The organism is Caproiciproducens sp. LBM24188, from assembly GCF_054130445.1.
In genome coordinates this window covers 2229776-2247922 of sequence record NZ_CP196862.1, presented here as the reverse complement: position 1 = coordinate 2247922, position 18147 = coordinate 2229776, and the positions used below count along the sequence as shown (strand labels likewise).

Sequence of the window (18147 nt, the reverse complement as noted above, 5' to 3'; positions counted from 1 at the left end):
TACTTCATGATACTATATTTGTGAGGGTGTGTCAAGAATCCAAAATCTTTGGTCACGAAAAACAGGGAATTAGTCGGAATATGCCTTTACAGTTTGAAATCCATATTATATAATATCAATATAGAAAAAACATGGGGAAAGGCAGATTTTTTGTTGAGAAAGGGGATAAAATCATATGCCACAATTCATTAACGGCTTAAAGGTGTCAAGCAATGGAACCATTCGGCATGTTGCCGGTTTTGGCAGCGGAGACGGCGGATACGATGTTTTGCTGACGACCATGAGAAGCCAGGGGTCACTGCCCTGCGTCACATATTATTTTCGGGACGGTATGACCAAACGGAGCGTTTCAGTTGCGAAGAGCCGCGGAAGCTACCTTATTGAAATGGGGACCTTTGCAGATATGGATGCCCCTGAAAGCTTTTTTAACGACAGCGTTTCCATGCGCCGGGTGCCAAGAAAATATTTGAAAGAAACGGCTATGGCCTACCGGGCGTACCGTATTCTGTTTAACGAGTTTAAGGGAATCCGGGAGGAGATTCTGGATGCGGCGAACGGTCTGGAGTATCTTTACCTTGGGACCTTGTCTAGGGACAAGGATGGGCTGCTGAAAATGCTGGAGCGTGCGGGCTTTCATCCGGACAAGGTGGATGTAAACATGATTCATACCAAAGAAGGAATCTGCATTTCCCCGGACGGAACCTGTTTTAAAGAAATTTGATGATGGAAGTTTCCACTGCGAAATGTACTTTACAGCCGGGGGAAAAACCGGTTCGGGGGCGTTTTGCGCCCAGCCCGAGCGGCAGGATGCACCTTGGCAACGTGTTCTGTGCGCTGATTGCGTGGCTTTCGGTGCGTAGCGCCCATGGGGAAATGGTGCTGCGCGTGGAGGACTTGGACCCAGACCGTTGCCGCCCGGAATACGCACGCCAGCTGGAGGAAGACCTTCTCTGGCTTGGGCTGGACTGGGACGAGGGCGGTTCCCGAGGGGGAGTATGCGAACCATATTACCAAAGCCGCTGCTCTGAAATTTACCGCTCTTATTATGAAATTTTAAAACAAAAAAATCTATTATACCCCTGTTTTTGCAGCCGGGCGGAGCTTCACGCTGCGCAGGCGCCGCATGCCTCCGACGGGCAGATCGTTTATTCCGGCCGGTGCCGTTCGCTTTCCCGGGAAGAAGCCGCGCACCTTGCGGGTGTGCGTGCGCCCGCGGTGCGGATTCTAGTTCCGGATGAGGTAATCTCTTTTACGGACGGACACTGTGGAGTGTATTCGCAGAATTTGGCGAAGAACTGCGGCGATTTCATTGTGCGCCGGTCGGACGGTGTGTTTTCCTATCAGCTCGCGGTCGTGGTGGACGATTTACGCATGGGAATCAATCAGGTTGCGCGCGGGCGCGATCTGCTGAGTTCCACCCCGCGCCAGCTTTATTTGTACCGACTGTTTCAGGGGAAAGCACCGTCGTTTTACCACATCCCGCTGCTCCTTGCGCCGGACGGAAGAAGGCTTTCCAAACGTGAGCACGATTTGGATATGGGCGCGCTGCGCGCGCGTTTTTGCCCGGAGGAACTGTTGGGCCGCCTTGCGTTTCTGGCCGGTCTGACCGACACAAAGGAACCGGTTCGGGCAAGTGAGCTGATTCCGCTTTTTTCATGGGACAAGGTGCCAAAACAGGATATTTTCGTGCCGGTTTCCCTGTTTTGAATCGTTGTTTATTGTTCATTTTCTGCGAAAATTGCATAGATTTCAAGGCACTTTTCTGTCCGTTTTGCAGAATGTGAAGAAAGTTTCGGAAAAACTGTGCTTAATATTGCGCCCTTTCGTTTGCAACGTTATAATATAAACAAAAGTGTGAAGTATCAATCGCGAAGGAGAACCTTTTATGAGCGTGGATGATCAAACGGCGATTCCTGCGGAACGAATGAAGCTGATTCTAGCATTTATAGAAGAAAAGGGAAGTGCCCAGGTAAAAGAGCTGGCAAAGGCCCAGAATGTCAGCGAGGCGACCATCCGGCGGGATTTAGCGGAACTGGAAAAGATGGGGAGCATCAAACGCACGCACGGCGGCGCTATTCTATATGGGCATAACACGCCGTATGAGCGGGTGTTTCAAGATAAATCCGATTTGCAGGCGGCAGAAAAGAGACGGATCGGCGCGCTGGCTTCCCGGTATGTCAGCGACGGCGACACGGTTTTTCTGGATTACGGTTCCACGGTGCTGCAGCTTTCCCTCAACCTTGGGGAAAAGCGGAACCTCACCGTGATTACCAACGACCTGAATATTGCGAATGCTGTGGTCCTTCATCCGTCTTCAAGCCTGATTATTACCGGCGGTATCCGTCGAAGCAACAATATTTTGGTGGGTTCCGTTACGGAAAATTTCATCCGGCAAATCCGGGTGGACAAGGTTTTCCTTTCCGCAGACGCAGTTGACCCGGAGTTCGGCGTTGCCAATTCGGACTTTGACGGCACCGAAATTAAAACATTGGCGGTGCAGGCTGGCAAAGAAGTCATTCTTCTTGCGGATAAAACGAAGTTCGGCCGCACGGCTCTGGCTCGCATCTGCCAGTTTAACGAGCTGGACCGGATTATTACGGACTTGGGTATGCCGCAGTCGATGATTAAAAAAATTACCGAGCAGGGCGTTGCTCTGGAACTGGTATAAACAGAAATAAAACGAGGGGTCTGTTTTGAACAGACCCCTCGTTTTATTGTAATACGAAAACTCCCGGCTATGCCGGGAGTTCCAAAAAAGCTTTAGCGATGAGTATAGTAAAAAGCCTCCTTTTGATATAATAAAGCTGCGGTCTGCCAACTGCAACAAGACATATCAAAAGGAGGAACATTCGACATGAAGACGAATGACATAGATAGTTTAAACCATACGAGCTGGAATTGCAAATACCACATAGTGTTTGCTCCCAAGTACCGTAGAAAAGTAGCATATGGAAATATGCGGGTTGAGATAGGGAAAATATTAAGAGAACTGTGTAACTGGAAACAGGTGGAAATTGTAGAGGCAGAGGTTTGCCCCGACCATATACACATGTTGGTAAAGATACCACCGAAGATGAGCGTATCCGGATTCGTAGGGTTTCTCAAAGGGAAAAGCACCTTGATAATTTTTGAGAGGCATGCAAATTTGAAATACAAATATGGAAATCGTACATTCTGGTGCAGGGGATATTTTGTAGACACGGCAGGAAAGAATGACAAAGCAATAGCCGAGTATATCAAAAATCAACTGGCAGAAGACCAGATTGAAGACCAGATGACGCTAAAGGAGTACGTCGACCCGTTTACGGGTAGCAAGTAACAAGCTTTTGCAATTGGCAGACCGTACCAGCGCCTTGAGGCGCCGCCAGAAAAACAGGGCTTTGCCCGCATATGAAGAACCCCCGGCTTTGCCGGGGGGTAACTATTTTCCACACAGAACCGCGTTAAGGGGGTTCACCTTTCTTTTCCGCTGTTTTTTCCATCTTTTCGCCAATCCCGGTATGTAATAAGAGAAATCCGTGCTATAATAAACCTATCTTATGATTTATTTTACCATGATTTGAAAGGATGCATCCGAATGAGCTTTGGAAGCAAGATACTGGATTACAAAGAAGATATTTTACGCGATTTGGCCACGCTGATTGCGATTCCCTCCGTAAACGGAGAGGCACAGCCGGGTATGCCGTTTGGAAAACATGCCGCCGACGCACTGGAACGGATTCTGTCGATTGCAGATGGCATGGGGCTTGCCACGAAGAATGTGAACGGATACGCGGGCCACGCGGAATACGGAGAAGGCGCAGAAGTGGCTGCTGTGGTTGCGCATGTAGACGTTGTTCCGGCGGGAGAAGGCTGGGAAACGAATCCGTTTCAGCTGACGCAGAAGGGCAATTTGTTCTATGGCCGCGGCACGGCGGACGACAAAGGCGCCGCGATTGTTGCGCTGTACTGCCTGAAGGCACTGAAGGACGCAGGCGTTGCGCCAAAGCGCAAAATGCGTGTGATTTTCGGTGCAGGGGAAGAAATCGGCAGTGACGATATTAAGCAGTACCTTTCTTCCGAAACGCTTCCGGTTATGGCCTTTACGCCGGATTCCGATTATGGAATCTGCAACCGCGAAAAAGGAATTCTGCGTTTGCGCATTGCGGCACCGGCTAATGATTCTGCGGTCGTTCGAGAACTGACCGCCGGTACCGTCATCAACGCCGTGCCGTCCAAAGCAAAAGCGGTGCTTGCCTGTTCCGAAGAAGACGCTGCGGCGTTAAAGCAGGCGGCGCAGAAGCTGGAGGGTGAGTTCCAGTTTGAAACAGTGCCGGGCGGAGTGCAGATTACTTCCATTGGAAAGGCTTCCCACGCCATGCAGCCGCAGGAAGGCCGAAATGCCGCCACATATTTAATCCGTCTGCTTTTCACGGTGTTTTCTGCCGAACAGCTTGGCGGTTTCCTTTGTTTCCTAAAGGATAAAATCGGAACGCAGCTGCATGGAGAAAACCTCGGCATTGCTCAGAGCGACAAAGAATCCGGCCCGCTGACCCTGAACCTCGGTTTGGTGGAAATCAACGGTGAGGGCGCTTCCGTAGGAATTGATATCCGCTACCCCGTGCTTTCCGACGGCGACGGGATTATCCGCACCATCACTGAATGCGCGGAGCACAACGGACTGAGCGTTACGGTTCTGGGTCATACAAAACCGCTCTTTTTGCCGGCAGACAGCCCCTTTATTTCGCTGCTGCAGGATTCTTATAAGGAGTTTACCGGCGTACCTGCAGAGCTGTATTCCACCGGCGGCGGTACCTACGCGCGCGAATTTCATGGCAGGGCAGTGGCGTTCGGCCCGTTCTTCCCGGAAGAACCGGACCGCCATCTGCACGATGTGGGTGAACACATCGACATCGACTGGTTCATGAAACATGCGCAGATTTGTTTGGAAGCCATGTACCGTATGGCTACTATGGACTAATTCTTTATATCATTCTTAGAGGCGATTATGGAACAGTACAGCCATGTTACTCTGGATGACATTCTGAAAAACCGTGAGATTAACGCCTACATTCAGAACGGAAATGATAATTTAGGCGTAATCGGATTCACAGAGCACGGGTTTGCCCACGCGAAGCGTTCTTCCAATTATGCCGGCTATATTCTTCGCGCCCTGAATTATGACGACCGCACCTGTGAACTGGCCGCGATTGCCGGGTATATGCACGATATTGGCAATGTGGTGAACCGGGTGGCGCACGCCCAGAGCGGAGCACTAATGGCGTTCCAAATTCTGAACCGGCTCCACATGCCGCCGGAAGAAGTCGCGCTGGTGGTTGCGGCAATCGGAAACCACGACGAAGGCACGGCGGCCGCTGTGAATCCCATTGCCGCTGCGCTGATACTTTCCGACAAGGGCGACGTCCGCCGCACGCGTGTGCGCAACAAGGAAACGGTTGGCGCGGATATTCACGACCGCGTCAACTATGCGGTGGAACGAGCGGAAACGAGCATTGACCCTGAGCGCAAAACCGTCACGCTCGATCTTACCATTGACACGCAGATTTGCCCCGTTATGGAGTATTTTGAAATCTTTATGACGCGCATGGTGCTCTGCCGGCAGGCGGCCGAATTTTTGGGCCTGCAGTTTGAACTGATTATCAACGAAACAAAGCTTCTTTAAACGCGTTTTGTTAACCATGCCCGGGCGGCTCTGCTGTCTGGTTTCATGCGGGAAATTTGTCTGCCAGTGTAGGTAGTCTTGCGCGGACAATAAAAAACAGCTTACCGCCCGGCCTTGCAGCCGGAAGTAAGCTGTTTTTGTTATAGTTTTTTATATGAGAAACGGCCAGAGCTGCCGGGGATATATTTGGGATAAAGGCGGAGCGTTTCAATCACCGAACAAAATTTATCCGAACAGCTCACAATCACGGATTCCCGGTACCGGGGAAGCGTGATGGTCAGCGGCCACATATGCTTTACAATAATATCGCGTTCTTTTTCGCTTAAAGTAAACTGCTGTTCCGCGTTGCGCAGGGCGGTTTTCGGGTGGCTGAACGCGTGCAGGCCCTCGTTCCCGTTTCCGCAGTGCCAGTCGTAAAGAAAGAAATCGTGCAACAGCGCGCCGCGGATTAGGCTCCGGTAATCGGCACGGATGTGCAGCCGCTTGCAGATAAGGTAGCTGTAATACGCAACCGATACGCTGTGCTCCAGGGTGGAAATGCTGCCATGTTGTGTAAATTTTGTCATTTTCTGTACGGATGGACTTTTCAAAAGCTCCCCTGCAACGGCCTGAAAATAGGCTTCTTCCTGCGCGGTCAACGCCATATCTGTTCTCCTTTCGGCGGTTAATAGTTCTAATATAAACCATCTTCCCCCGATTTTCAAGAGCAGACTGTACAGTTCAGGTTTCGTTAAAACGCGACAAAAAGGCTTTGGTACGTTCGTTCTGCGTATGGTCGAAAAGTTCTTCGGGCGGCCCCTGCTCCACAATGACCCCGTTGTCCATAAATACCACGTAATCCGCAACGTCCCGGGCGAACTTCATCTCATGCGTTACAACCACCATGGTCCTGTGTTCCGCTGCCAGCCCGCGGATAACCTTTAATATCTCTCCGGTCAGTTCCGGGTCCAGCGCGCTGGTCGGTTCATCAAAGAACAAAACGTCTGGGTTCATGGCGAGCGCACGCGCAATGGAAACACGCTGCTGCTGCCCGCCGGAAAGCTGGCAAGGGTAAGCGTCCGCTTTTTCGGAAAGCCCCATTTTCTTTAGCAGGTCACGTGCGATTGTTTCCGCTTCTTCTTTGGATTTATGCAGGACCCGGACGGGTGCTTCTGTAATGTTCTGCAGTACCGATAGGTGCGGGAACAGGTTGAAATTTTGAAATACCAGGCCAATGTGCAGCCCGATTTTTGCACAAACTGCCTTATTGGCGTAAACCGCTTTTCCGGCGGCATCGTTTTTTACCAGCGTTTCCCCACAGATGGAGATTTCTCCGGAATCCACGGTTTCCAACTGGGTGACACAGCGCAGGAAAGTGCTTTTCCCCGAACCGGACGGCCCAATGATGGCAAGCACCTGCCCTTTTGTCACCTGAATGGAAATTCCTTTCAGCACCTGGGTGCCGTCAAAGCTTTTCCGAATGTCTGTGGCGGTCAAAATCTGCGGATTCTGCATGGTTCTCCTCCTAACGGTAATAGCTCAGTTTGTTTTCCGCCACGGTAAAGCAGCGTGTCACGACCGCGTTCATGGCAAGGTAGAACAGCGCGGCAATCACAAATGGCGTCATGCTGACCGAGGAGGAAACCCAGTTGGAGGTGACTTTCAGCAGCTCCACCACACCAATAACCTGGGCAAGCGAGGTGTCTTTGACCAGGGTAATGAATTCGTTTCCCATCGGGGGAAGAATGCGCTTTACAACCTGCGGCAGGATGATGCGGAAAAAGGTCTGCTTTTTCGTAAATCCCAGTACTTTTGCGGCTTCATGCTGGCCGCGCGGAATGCTTTCAATTCCACCGCGGAAAATTTCCGCGAAGTAAGCGGCGTAATTCAGGATGAACGCCGCCTCCGCCGAAAGCACACGGTCCAGTTGAATGCCGAAGATCGGCTTCATTCCGTAAAAGAGGAACAGCAGCTGGAGCATGAGCGGCGTTCCGCGCATAATAAGGATATAAAAACGCATCGGAAGGTTCAGTATTTTCAGTCGGGACATCCGCCCCATGGCGACCAGCATTCCGAGCGGCAGGGAAAAAATCAGCGTTATAAAGAAGATGCGGAGCGACATCAGCGTAGCTTCCAGCATTTGCGGCAAAAGCACCTGGTAATTCAAACGGCCGAAACCTCCTTGATAATTTAATCATGGATTTTATCTGTGTGTGAAACGTATAAAAGCAGCAGGGAGCATGGGGACACGAATTTCCGCCCCATGCCGCCCGCTGCTGTGGTTTTGTTACGGCTTATTTTACAACGGTGGTTACATCTTCCCCAAACCATTTTTTCGAAATGGAAGTCATTGTACCGTCTTTTGCCATATCCTTCATGGCGCCTTCAATTTTTTCTTTCAGGGCGTTGTCGGCCTTGCGGAACCCGATGACGTAATCCTCCGTGGCAAGGGAAGCGTCTTTCCCATTGTCATCCGAAAGAATTTTATAGGCGCCTGGGTTGTTCGTCAGGTAATACCGCGCGACTACTTCATCGATTGCGATGGCGTCGATGGTTCCGTTCTGCAGCTCCAGTACGGCCTTGGAGTAATCGTCAATCTGCACCACGGATTTCAGCGTGCTTTTAAAGGAGGAGTTTTCGTTCAGCGCGGATTCCGCAGAGGAATCGCTTTGAACGCCGATGGTTTTTCCGGACAGGGAAGCAAGCCCCTTGTAGGAGGCGTCGGTTTTAATTAGAATAATCTGATTGTTCTTCATGTAAGGAATGCTTAGGTTGAATTCTTTTTCCCGTTCCGCCGTTTTGCTGAACCCGTTCCACAAGCAGTCGATATTGCCGTTGTTCAGTTCGGCGGATTTGTTGTCCCAGTCAATGGGCTGCGTTACCAGTTCAATGTTCAGGCGTTTGCACGCTTCCTGGGCAAGGTCAAGGTCAAAGCCGACGAGCTTTCCGGTTTGGGTATCCACAAAGCCCATGGGAGGAAATGCGTCGTCCAGACCAAGTACCAACTTTCCGGCCTTTTGGACTTTGTCCCAGGATTCATCGGCGGTGGAAGCGGCTGATGTGCCGGTACTGGCGGTTTTGCCAACGCTTGCGACCAACCCGCAGGAGGAACAGGATACGGCAATCGCTGCGGCAAGCAGCAGGGAAAATATCTTTTTCATAGGAAACCCTCTCTTAATTCAAAATCAATTTGTACCACTATATTACCTTATTAGCATGCTAAAGTAAATAGTCTGCTCGAATTTTGTAATTTCCTACAATTAAAACGAAGGTCGGGGAAAGGACTTTATGCTTGAAGTTCCAGATGCGATGGGGTATCATTATTCCGTAGGGGATGGAATATGACCAAACGGCGTGCCGTTTCCCTGACATTTATCGAAGGAGTGAGTGTTTTGGAACCTTTAAAATTAAAAGCTCCGTGCAAGGATTATCTTTGGGGTGGCACAAAATTAAGAACCGAGTATCACCAACAGAGCGATCAGGAAAAAATTGCGGAAAGCTGGATGCTTTCCTGCCATAAGGATGGGCTGTCCGTTATTACCGGCGGAAAGTATGATGGCCTGACGCTGAAAGAATATATAGATCAGGCCGGAAAACAGGTGTTGGGAACCGACTGCAACTCGTTCGAATATTTTCCGATTCTGGTAAAGCTGATTGACGCGAACGACCGCCTTTCCATACAGGTGCACCCGAACAACGAGTATGCCCTCACGCACGAAGGGGAATACGGAAAAACGGAAATGTGGTATATTGTGGACTGCGAACCGGGCGCTTTTTTGTATTACGGGTTTCAGAAGCCCATCAGCAAGGAAGAGTTTGCCGAGCGAATTCGCAGCAATACCCTGACGGATGTGCTGAACCGGGTGGAAGTACACCCTGGCGATGTGTTCTTTATTGATTCGGGCACGCTGCATGCCATTGGTGCGGGAATTCTGGTGGCGGAAATCCAGCAGAATTCAAACACAACCTACCGGATTTACGATTACGGAAGAGTGGGTGCGGACGGGAAGCCGCGTGCGCTCCATGTGGAAAAAGCCATGGATGTCACCAAGCTGGAGCGGCCGCAGCGTTCCTGCAAACCGCAGGGCGAACTGAAGAAGGACGGGGACGCTACTTATACGCTTCTTGCTTCGTGCAAATACTTTACTGTTTCCCGTGTGGAGCTTTCCGGAACGATTTCCTGCTGTGCAGATACTTCTAGCTTTCAGTCAATTTTGTGCCTTTCCGGGGATGCACAGCTTGTGTGGGAGGGAGAACCACCGATGGCATTTACCAAGGGCGACAGCATTTTCATTCCTGCAGGAATGGGTACATATCAGCTGCAGGGCAGCGCCGAATTCCTGCTGACCTCCGTTTAAGCCGGGAAAATTCAGGTGTTTGGGGAGGCACGGCAGAAACGTGTTCATAGAATCATCGGTATAATCTTTATAATCGTTCGAAAAAACAGTCCGTGCTTTTCAGCACGGACTGTTTTTGTGCCTTCTGCATATCTGAATCAGCAGACCGCCGGGGGTGCTGCGTTTTCCTTTATTGACGTGTGACACTATGCATGATACAATGAAAATATTACAGAAATTATTATCGAAAAATTCGAAAATTTATAAAATGCAGGTGTAAACAGCATGACTACGATTCGAGATATAGCGAAAAAACTGAATCTATCCGTCAGCACGGTTTCCAAGGGCCTGAACGGGGCAAGCGATGTCAGCGACGAGACACGGCGGCTGGTGCTGGACACCGCGCTGAAAATGGGGTATGCATCCCGGCAGGCGCGCACAGCGGAACCTACGAAGATCTGCGTATTTATTGAAAATATGGGCTACGAACAAATTGAGCAGTTTGGTTACGATATTATTGTGGGATTTAAGCTTGCTGCAGCCGCCAAACAGTGGGACGTTTCTATTGTTCCCATGGCGTTGAACCAGGAAAACAGTATTCAGTATGAGGAATATATGCACGCGAATCATTATTCCGCTGGCTTTTTGCTTGGGTTTGTGCTTCACGATGATTTTCTCCGTCAGCTGGAAAAAACGACGGTGCCAACCGTTCTGCTGGACAATGTGATTTACAATAAAAATGTGGCCTGCCTTGGGGTGGACAATCAACAGGGGATTTTCCGCGCGGTGCGGCATCTGGCAGAGCTTGGGCACACCTCAATCGCCATGCTGAACGGCGAACCGCAAAGCCGTGTTTCTAGTGAACGCCTGAACGGTTTTCGGCTAGGAATGGAGTATTTCGGGCTGCCGATCCGGGAAGAGTTGATCGGCCACGGAGATTACAATGCGGATTGCGCGGAAAAGTTTGTGGGCCGTTTTGTGGATGCGGGTGCGACGGCGATTGTCTGTGCGAGCGATATGATTGCGCACAGCGTTCTGCGGGAACTTTACCGCATGAACCTCCGTGCGCCGGACGATATCAGTGTAGTCGGCTTTGACGATCTTCCTATTGCGGCTTACGCGACGCCCCCGCTTACCACCGTGCGTCAGGACCGGCTGGCAATCGGCAGAAACGCCTGCCTGCTGATGGAACAGATTATGCAGGGCAACTGCATCAACCGCCTGCTTCTAATTCCGGAACTGGTCGTGCGGGAATCGACCGGAAAGCCGAAAAACGCCGCCCCGCACAATTAGTCAGGATGCTGATTTTAAAAGTGAGAATGGTCGGATATTTTTTCACACACATGGTGTACCCTGTTTTAAACTGAAAACACTGTTGCAAAGCGGTTTTCCGCGTTTTTGCCGATTGTGTTCTTACCCCGTTGGTCAAGTCCCTGTTTCGATAACATCGAAACAGGGACTTGATATTATCGAAAATTTATGCTATTCTTTTTTCAATAATAAGATGCAGGGGAGAGCCAACTTTATGTTAGATGTTTTAAATCCCGAATTCACCGCAGAAATGAAACGGACGATTTTGCTGAAATTTGGATGCACGCCGGAAACGGCCACCCCACAGGAACTGCATGAGGCACTTTCGGAATGCTTAATGGAGCGGATTGTACCGGTTTGGAACGAGAGTCAGGAGGAATATGCGCGCAAAAGGCAGGTTTATTACCTGTCTGCAGAATTCCTTATGGGCCGCGCAATCTACAACAATCTTCTTGCTTTAGGGCTGACGGAGCAGGTGCGTAATCTCTTTCAGAAACTAGGTGCGGACCTGAACGCCATGGAAGAGGTGGAGGATGCCGCACTGGGAAATGGCGGACTCGGCCGGCTGGCCGCCTGTTACATGGATTCGGCGGCAACGCTGGGACTGCCGGTTCAAGGGTACGGAATTCGCTATCGTTTCGGATTGTTCCGCCAGAAATTCGAAAACGGGTTTCAGTCGGAACAATTGGATGATTGGACGCGGTATGGTGATCCGTGGTCGGTGCGCAGGGACCGTGACGCGGTTATCGTAAAATATGCGGACCAGACCGTCCGCGCTGTTCCTTACGATATGCCGGTGATTGGCTACGGCGGAAAACATATCAATACCGTGCGCCTGTGGCAAAGCGAACCCCTGGTACCGTTTGATTTTCAGAAGTTCAACGATCAGCTTTATGATGAGGCGGTTGAGGGCCAAAATCGGGCAGAGGATATTTCTCGTGTGCTGTACCCGAACGATTCGACCGATGAGGGTAAAATTCTGCGCATCCGGCAGCAGTATTTCTTTTGCAGCGCCTCGATGCAGGATATGCTACGTACTTACACTGCAAAATACGGAAACGATTTCACAAGGCTTGCAGAACTCAGTGTGGTGCAGCTGAACGATACGCACCCCACGGTGGCAGTCTGCGAACTAATCCGCCTGCTGGAAGAGCACGGCGTCGATTTTGAAACGGCCTTTGGAATTGCGCGAAAGATTTTCCGCTACACCAATCACACCGTTATGGCGGAAGCGTTGGAAAAGTGGGATGAGGAGCTGTATGCTTCCATTTTGCCGGAAATCTGCGAAATTATTGATCAAATTGCGGAACGTCAAAAAAAGGAATTCACCGCGCTTGGCGGCAAGTTTGCGGAAAATTTGGAAGCCTGCGCCATTGTAACGAAAAAGATGGAGCGTCAAAAACCGAAATCAGGCAAACCCCAAGTCACACCCTGCAAGGAAAAGAGAACCATTCACATGGCAAACCTTGCCGTTTACGCTTCCGACGCGGTCAATGGTGTGGCAAAGCTGCACACGGAAATCCTGAAGCACAGCGTACTGAAGGAATGGTATGAGCTTTACCCCGAACGCTTTCACAATGTTACGAACGGAATTACCCAGCGCCGCTGGTTGGCTTTGTGTAACCCGGAGCTTTCCGCACTGATTACCCGTCTGTTAGGCTCGCAGGCGTGGGTGACAAACCTGTTCGAACTGGAAAAGCTGATACCGTACGCTGGAGATCAGGGAGTTCTGGATGAATTTATTGCGATTAAGAAGCAGAAAAAGCAGCAGCTTTCCGAATATATCGCACGGCGAGACGGCCTGCAGGTGCCACCTGATTTCATTTTTGATATTCAGGCGAAGCGGCTGCACGAATACAAACGCCAGTTTTTGAATGCGCTCTCCATTCTGGACTTTTATTATGAGATTAAAGAGGGGAAAATTAAAGACTTTACCCCGACGGCGTTTCTGTTTGGAGCGAAAGCTGCACCCGGCTACATTCGCGCTAAGGGAATTATTAAACTGATTAATGAAATTGCACGTTTGGTGGATTCCGACCCGGTGGTCAGGAACTATCTGCGCGTCATTTTCGTGCAGAATTACGACGTTTCCTACGCAGAAAAGTTGGTCTGCGCTGCTGATCTTTCCGAGCAGATTTCCACCGCGGGAACGGAGGCTTCCGGCACCGGGAATATGAAATTTATGTTGAACGGTGCGCCGACGCTTGGCACCTATGACGGTGCCAATGTGGAAATTGTGCAAAAATCCGGATTCGAGAACAACTACATCTTCGGCGCCCGAGTGGAGGAACTGGACTCCATCCGCAACGAATATGACCCGAACAAAATTTACCGGTCCAACGCGCGTGTGCGCCGCGCACTGGACGCTTTGATAAACGGAACGCTGAATGATGACGGCACCGGCGTATTCAAGGAGCTTTATGATTCCATCTTGGTGGGAGCAAGCTGGCACCGGCCGGACCAATATTTCTTGCTGTATGATTTTGAATCTTATCAGAATGCTCGCCTAAACGCGAACCGGGATTACCGAAACAGCCTCGATTTTGCACGCAAAGGTTTTTTGAACATTGCAAACGCAGGATGCTTTTCGAGTGACCGCAGCGTGGAGGAATATGCTCAGAATATCTGGAAGATAAGGCCGTGAATCTCGGTATATGGAAAGGATTAGACGAATGCGACGCTCTAAAAAACAATCCGACAAAAAAGAATTAACGGGTCGCGCAAGCGGAATCCTGCTGCCTGTGAGCAGTCTTCCTTCCCCATACGGAATAGGGAGTTTGGGGAAAGAAGCGTTTCAGTTTATCGATTTTCTGAAAGATACCGGTCAAAAATACTGGCAGATTCTGCCGATTGGGCCAACCGGATGCGGCGACAGTCCATACCAAAGTTTTTCTGCATTTGCGGCAAATCCTTACTTTATTGACCCGGAACTGCTGGTCGAGCAGGGGCTTTTAAAGGAAGAGGAGCTCAGGGAATTTCAATTCGGTGACGATCCGGAGCAGGTTGACTATAAGGCGTTGTTTGACAACCGCTTTCGTATGCTTCGCATGGCGGCCGACCGGTTTCCGGAGGAGGAGCCGGGTTTTCATGCATTCCAAAGATCCAATGCCGGCTGGCTGGAAGATTATGCGCTTTTTATGGCGCTAAAAGAAGAAAACGATATGGTTTCGTTTCAGGAGTGGCCGGATGAGCTTCGCCTTCGCAAACCTGCTGCATTGCGAGCCGCTCGGGTGCGGCTGGAAAAGGAAATCCGCTTCTGGAAGGTTACGCAGTATCTATTCTTTTCACAATGGAGCGCTTTAAAAACCTACGCACATAAACAGGAAATTTATATCATTGGCGACCTGCCGATTTATGTATCGCCCGATTCGTCCGATTTGTGGGCACACAGCGAGCTTTTTCAGGTTGACAAGAACCGCAGGCCCACGGATGTTGCCGGTTGCCCGCCGGACTCCTTTACAGCGGATGGGCAGCTTTGGGGAAATCCATTGTATGCGTGGGAAAAACATGCGTCCACCGGATTCCGTTGGTGGATACGTCGCCTTTCCAGCGCTGCAAAGGTTTACGACGTAGTGCGCATTGACCATTTCCGCGGGTTTGCAGGCTATTACAGCGTTCCGGCAGGAAGCAAAAACGCGGTACACGGCACATGGCGCAAAGGACCGGGTATTGATTTTGTGCATGCGCTGAAGGAAAAGCTGCCGCATCTTTCGGTCATCGCAGAGGATTTAGGTTTTTTGACGGACGATGTGCGGGAGCTTTTGGCGGAAAGCGGTTTTCCGGGGATGAAAGTGCTTCAGTTTGCCTTTGATTCAAGGGAAGAAAGCGATTATCTGCCGCACAATTATATTCGGAACTGTGTGGTTTACACCGGTACACATGATAACACCACGACCGAGGACTGGCAGCAAACTGCCCCAAAAGAAGACGTTGCGTTTGCCCGCAAATACCTTGGCATAGGTCCGGAAGATGATTTTACAGGTGCCATGATTCGGGCGGCTCAGGCAAGTGTGGCCAACACCTGCATCATCCCGCTGCAGGATTACCTGCACCTTGGAGCCGAGGCGCGCATGAACACGCCGGGTACAGTTGGCGGGAACTGGCGCTGGCGTGTCCGGAAGGAAGACCTTACTCCCTGGCTTGCTGCTGAAATTCGGGACCTTACGGAATTATACGGACGTGTTAAACGGGAAAAACCCAAGAAGCGCAAATAAACTTCTGCCGCTGAAGCGGTGCCGCAGGAAACCTAAACTGTGTGCATAGGAAAGTACGTACTGCCAATCGTCTTTCAATCTGTGAGGTTTCTCCTCTTTTCCCTTGATGGGGAGAGAGTCCGTTAAAGCGCTTCATCATGGGATTATTTCCATAGATTAACTAGAGGGTGCCGCAAAATGAATGTAAATTCATTTTGCGGCACCCTCTATTATATTAGGGAAGGAATAAAAGACATTCCGTTGTACGGTACGGTCTGCAGGTGCATTTGCGGGCAGCCTTTGTAAGCACTATGGCTGCTTCCAACTAAATAGTAGGAAGGCCGGTTTCCTTGTCTTGCTCCGAAAAAATCAAACTGCAATCTACGTTTAAGGTGCGGCCCTAGAAAATCGAAAGCAATAAAATTAAGCTGGCACCGCTCGACGTCGGTGCCAGCTTGTATAAAGGGGGATTTATCTTTGCCTGTGACTTGGTCCGTTGATTCCTTTATGGACGGTTCAGAAACAGATGGCCATTTTCGGGGTTGTTACCCCTTTACTGCGCCGCCGGTGATTCCTGCCACATAGAACCTTTGCAGGATGAAGAACAGAATCATGATGGGAACTCCAATACAAACACACCCGGCGTTGAACTGAGTGAAGTTGTTGTAGATGTTGTTTTTCTGTATCATCTGATATAAGCCGATGGCAACGGTCCATTTGTTGTAGTTATCACCCATGATAATATTTGCGAAAATGAAATCGTTCCATGGCGATATGAATGCCATTAAAGCGGTATAAACAACAATCGGGCCGGAATTTGGCATGATAATATGGAAGAAAACCTGCGCGTTCGTGGCGCCGTCAATTTTGGCGGCTTCATCCAGCGAACGGGGAATGGTGTCGAAAAATCCTTTTGCTATGTAAAAGCCAAGTCCTGCTCCTGCGGAATACTGAATGACCAAAGCCCAAAGATTTTGCGTTAGGCCCACCGCTTTTAAAATGAAATAAACGGCAATCATCGACATAAAGCCGGGGAACATTCCGAGAATCAGGGAAACATTCAAATACGGCTTGCGAAAAGCAAAGCGTAGTCTTGAAAGCACGTAAGCCACGGAAAGCGTGAAAAATGTGCTGATGGCGCATGTGCAGCACGCGACCCAAAAGGTGTTAATATACCAGTCTTTAAATGGATATACCGTATTGGTCCATAGATTTTTGTAATTGTCCAAGGTCCAGTGCTCCGGAATGAAATTAGAGGTAAAAGCGCCGGGTTCCTGGCGGAAAGAAGTGAGTACAACCCACAGAACCGGAATCAGCCAAAGGACCGATATAATGATTAAAATCAGGTAAATCAGCGAAGTGCTTAATATTTTTCTTGTCTTCATTCCCGAATGTTTCATTGGAAATCTCCCTCCCTCTTATAGGAAGCGGTATTATGGTACGTCAGCAGCGACACGATGGCACAAATAATAAAGGAGAAAATGCCGATGGTGGACGCGAGATTGTATTCGTAGTTATTCACGGTTAGTTTATACAGCCACGTAACTAATAGGTCTGTTTTGCCCGCCTGGAAATAATCTGTGGTGGACGGCGCACCGCCGGTCAGAAGGTAAATTACGTTAAAGTTGTTTAGGTTGCCGATAAACTGAGTAATCAAATAAGGTGCTGTAACAAATAAAACATATGGCAGCGTGATTTTGAAAAAGGCTTGAATGGCAGAGGCTCCGTCAATTTTCGCGGATTCATACAATTCGTTTGGAATATTCATCAGAATGCCGGAAGTAATCAGCATTGTGTATGGAATGCCGATCCACAGATTGACCACCAAAACCACAATCCTTGCATTGGTGGCATTGTTGACTAAGAAATCGACTCTGTCAAAGCCCAGAGCAACCAAAAGTTCATTAATGGGACCAAACTGATTAAACATGTTCTGCATGACAAGCAGGGAAATAAACTGAGGAATGGCAATGGTTGTGACCAAAATGGAACGCCACATGGATTTAAAGCGGATTTCCTTTTTATTGATCATCAGTGCAACAATAATCCCCAGAAAATAGTTCGAAAATGTTGCAAAGAATGCCCAGACCAAAGTCCAACCCAGTACATGGAAGAAGGTGCCCGACAGAACCGCGTTTCCACCCAGCATGTCGGTAAAGTTGCTCAGCCCCACCCAATGGAACAGATTGCCCGGCACCTGATGGTGACTGTCGTAATTGGTAAACGCAATCAGAATCATGAAGATAATTGGCAAAACGGTAAAAAACAAGATTCCCAGAACCGGAAGCGTCAGCATGGTTCCGTGGAACTTCTCATCCGCTAATGCTTTGATATCCTGCTTAAAATGATTGGGACGTCTTCCCTGTGCGCGGTCGGATACCAGTTTTCTGGCTGAGGATAGGTTTACAAAGTACATTACAATGAATAATCCGGTTATGACTAAGGCCGCAACACCGTAAATCAAAAACAGCATGGAGTTGTCGCCCTTTTGCAAAACCGGAAGCAGCTGCCCCGGCTGTGTTACCCAGCCCTCTTTTTTCGTGCCGAGCGTATAAAGCCCCTGAATCAGGCTGACTCCCTTTAGTGCCATGAAAACGATGTATCCAACTTCAACAGCCAGAAAAAGAAGCCCCTTTATGATTTGGTGATTTACAAGATTTGCAAA

Annotated in this window: 16 protein-coding genes; 10 read left to right on the top strand and 6 right to left on the bottom strand. The window is 49.7% G+C overall.

All coding sequences use genetic code 11. From position 1 onward, the window contains the following. The first annotated feature begins 175 nt into the window (after nt 1-175). The 6 genes from ACSVDI_RS10650 to ACSVDI_RS10625 all read left to right on the top strand — a co-directional run bounded on the left by ACSVDI_RS10650 (nt 176) and on the right by ACSVDI_RS10625 (nt 5662). Complete coding sequence (locus ACSVDI_RS10650; protein ID WP_457942804.1) at nt 176-721, top strand: hypothetical protein; 546 nt, start codon at nt 176-178, stop codon at nt 719-721. 2 nt (nt 722-723) lie between these two features. Further along, the gene (gene gluQRS / locus ACSVDI_RS10645) at nt 724-1707 is read left to right on the top strand and encodes a tRNA glutamyl-Q(34) synthetase GluQRS (RefSeq protein WP_457942802.1); all 984 of its coding nucleotides are present in this window, start codon (nt 724-726) and stop codon (nt 1705-1707) included. Nucleotides 1708-1885: 178 nt separating this feature from the next. Further along, a complete protein-coding gene (locus tag ACSVDI_RS10640; RefSeq protein ID WP_457942800.1) occupies nt 1886-2668 on the top strand; it encodes a DeoR/GlpR family DNA-binding transcription regulator in 783 nt (260 codons plus the stop codon). A gap of 186 nt (nt 2669-2854) precedes the next feature. Then, nucleotides 2855-3319, top strand: coding sequence for an IS200/IS605 family transposase (gene tnpA, locus ACSVDI_RS10635; protein ID WP_457942767.1), 465 nt, complete (start codon nt 2855-2857; stop codon nt 3317-3319). 258 nt (nt 3320-3577) lie between these two features. Next, nucleotides 3578-4960, top strand: coding sequence for a Sapep family Mn(2+)-dependent dipeptidase (locus ACSVDI_RS10630; protein ID WP_457942798.1), 1383 nt, complete (start codon nt 3578-3580; stop codon nt 4958-4960). 27 nt (nt 4961-4987) lie between these two features. Continuing rightward, nucleotides 4988-5662 (top strand): HD domain-containing protein, encoded by a 675-nt coding sequence (locus ACSVDI_RS10625; protein ID WP_457942796.1) that lies wholly within the window; start codon nt 4988-4990, stop codon nt 5660-5662. Nucleotides 5663-5802: 140 nt separating this feature from the next. Here the strand turns inward: ACSVDI_RS10625 and ACSVDI_RS10620 are convergent, their stop codons facing one another. The 4 genes from ACSVDI_RS10620 to ACSVDI_RS10605 form a co-directional block, all read right to left on the bottom strand. Next, entirely contained in the window at nt 5803-6306 is a 504-nt protein-coding gene (locus tag ACSVDI_RS10620) for an HD family phosphohydrolase (protein ID WP_457942794.1), read from the bottom strand. 76 nt (nt 6307-6382) lie between these two features. Continuing rightward, nucleotides 6383-7156 carry an amino acid ABC transporter ATP-binding protein gene (locus ACSVDI_RS10615; RefSeq protein ID WP_457942792.1) on the bottom strand — a complete coding sequence of 258 codons (774 nt, stop codon included), beginning with the start codon at nt 7154-7156 and terminating at the stop codon, nt 6383-6385. Between the two features lie 10 nt (nt 7157-7166). Next, a complete protein-coding gene (locus ACSVDI_RS10610; RefSeq protein WP_457942790.1) occupies nt 7167-7808 on the bottom strand; it encodes an amino acid ABC transporter permease in 642 nt (213 codons plus the stop codon). Between the two features lie 127 nt (nt 7809-7935). Further along, nucleotides 7936-8802 carry an amino acid ABC transporter substrate-binding protein gene (locus ACSVDI_RS10605; protein WP_457942789.1) on the bottom strand — a complete coding sequence of 289 codons (867 nt, stop codon included), beginning with the start codon at nt 8800-8802 and terminating at the stop codon, nt 7936-7938. 231 nt (nt 8803-9033) lie between these two features. Here ACSVDI_RS10605 and ACSVDI_RS10600 point away from each other — a divergent pair, with 231 nt between their 5' ends. From ACSVDI_RS10600 to malQ, 4 genes are all read left to right on the top strand, one after another. Continuing rightward, nucleotides 9034-9999, top strand: coding sequence for a type I phosphomannose isomerase catalytic subunit (locus ACSVDI_RS10600; protein ID WP_457942787.1), 966 nt, complete (start codon nt 9034-9036; stop codon nt 9997-9999). Between the two features lie 264 nt (nt 10000-10263). Beyond that, the gene (locus ACSVDI_RS10595; protein ID WP_457942785.1) at nt 10264-11271 is read left to right on the top strand and encodes a LacI family DNA-binding transcriptional regulator; all 1008 of its coding nucleotides are present in this window, start codon (nt 10264-10266) and stop codon (nt 11269-11271) included. A gap of 232 nt (nt 11272-11503) precedes the next feature. Beyond that, entirely contained in the window at nt 11504-13933 is a 2430-nt protein-coding gene (locus ACSVDI_RS10590; RefSeq protein ID WP_457942783.1) for a glycogen/starch/alpha-glucan phosphorylase, read from the top strand. A gap of 28 nt (nt 13934-13961) precedes the next feature. Further along, nucleotides 13962-15503 carry a 4-alpha-glucanotransferase gene (malQ, locus tag ACSVDI_RS10585; RefSeq protein ID WP_457942781.1) on the top strand — a complete coding sequence of 514 codons (1542 nt, stop codon included), beginning with the start codon at nt 13962-13964 and terminating at the stop codon, nt 15501-15503. Nucleotides 15504-16027: 524 nt separating this feature from the next. Here the strand turns inward: malQ and ACSVDI_RS10580 are convergent. Together ACSVDI_RS10580 and ACSVDI_RS10575 are read right to left on the bottom strand one after the other, a co-directional pair. Next, entirely contained in the window at nt 16028-16882 is an 855-nt protein-coding gene (locus ACSVDI_RS10580; RefSeq protein WP_457942779.1) for a sugar ABC transporter permease, read from the bottom strand. Further along, nucleotides 16879-18072, bottom strand: coding sequence for a carbohydrate ABC transporter permease (locus ACSVDI_RS10575; protein WP_457942777.1), 1194 nt, complete (start codon nt 18070-18072; stop codon nt 16879-16881). Before ACSVDI_RS10575 ends, ACSVDI_RS10580 begins: the two co-directional genes overlap by 4 nt. Between the last annotated feature and the right edge of the window lie 75 nt (nt 18073-18147).

Coding starts and splice junctions, on each gene's coding strand:
- ACSVDI_RS10630 (WP_457942798.1), top strand. CDS start 3,578: ATGAGCTTTGGAAGCAAGATACTGGATTACAAAGAAGATATTTTACGC.
- tnpA (WP_457942767.1), top strand. CDS start 2,855: ATGAAGACGAATGACATAGATAGTTTAAACCATACGAGCTGGAATTGC.
- ACSVDI_RS10590 (WP_457942783.1), top strand. CDS start 11,504: ATGTTAGATGTTTTAAATCCCGAATTCACCGCAGAAATGAAACGGACG.
- malQ (WP_457942781.1), top strand. CDS start 13,962: ATGCGACGCTCTAAAAAACAATCCGACAAAAAAGAATTAACGGGTCGC.
- ACSVDI_RS10650 (WP_457942804.1), top strand. CDS start 176: ATGCCACAATTCATTAACGGCTTAAAGGTGTCAAGCAATGGAACCATT.
- ACSVDI_RS10595 (WP_457942785.1), top strand. CDS start 10,264: ATGACTACGATTCGAGATATAGCGAAAAAACTGAATCTATCCGTCAGC.
- ACSVDI_RS10640 (WP_457942800.1), top strand. CDS start 1,886: ATGAGCGTGGATGATCAAACGGCGATTCCTGCGGAACGAATGAAGCTG.
- ACSVDI_RS10620 (WP_457942794.1), bottom strand. CDS start 6,306: ATGGCGTTGACCGCGCAGGAAGAAGCCTATTTTCAGGCCGTTGCAGGG.
- ACSVDI_RS10575 (WP_457942777.1), bottom strand. CDS start 18,072: ATGGCACTAAAGGGAGTCAGCCTGATTCAGGGGCTTTATACGCTCGGC.
- ACSVDI_RS10625 (WP_457942796.1), top strand. CDS start 4,988: ATGGAACAGTACAGCCATGTTACTCTGGATGACATTCTGAAAAACCGT.
- ACSVDI_RS10580 (WP_457942779.1), bottom strand. CDS start 16,882: ATGAAACATTCGGGAATGAAGACAAGAAAAATATTAAGCACTTCGCTG.
- ACSVDI_RS10605 (WP_457942789.1), bottom strand. CDS start 8,802: ATGAAAAAGATATTTTCCCTGCTGCTTGCCGCAGCGATTGCCGTATCC.
- ACSVDI_RS10615 (WP_457942792.1), bottom strand. CDS start 7,156: ATGCAGAATCCGCAGATTTTGACCGCCACAGACATTCGGAAAAGCTTT.
- gluQRS (WP_457942802.1), top strand. CDS start 724: ATGGAAGTTTCCACTGCGAAATGTACTTTACAGCCGGGGGAAAAACCG.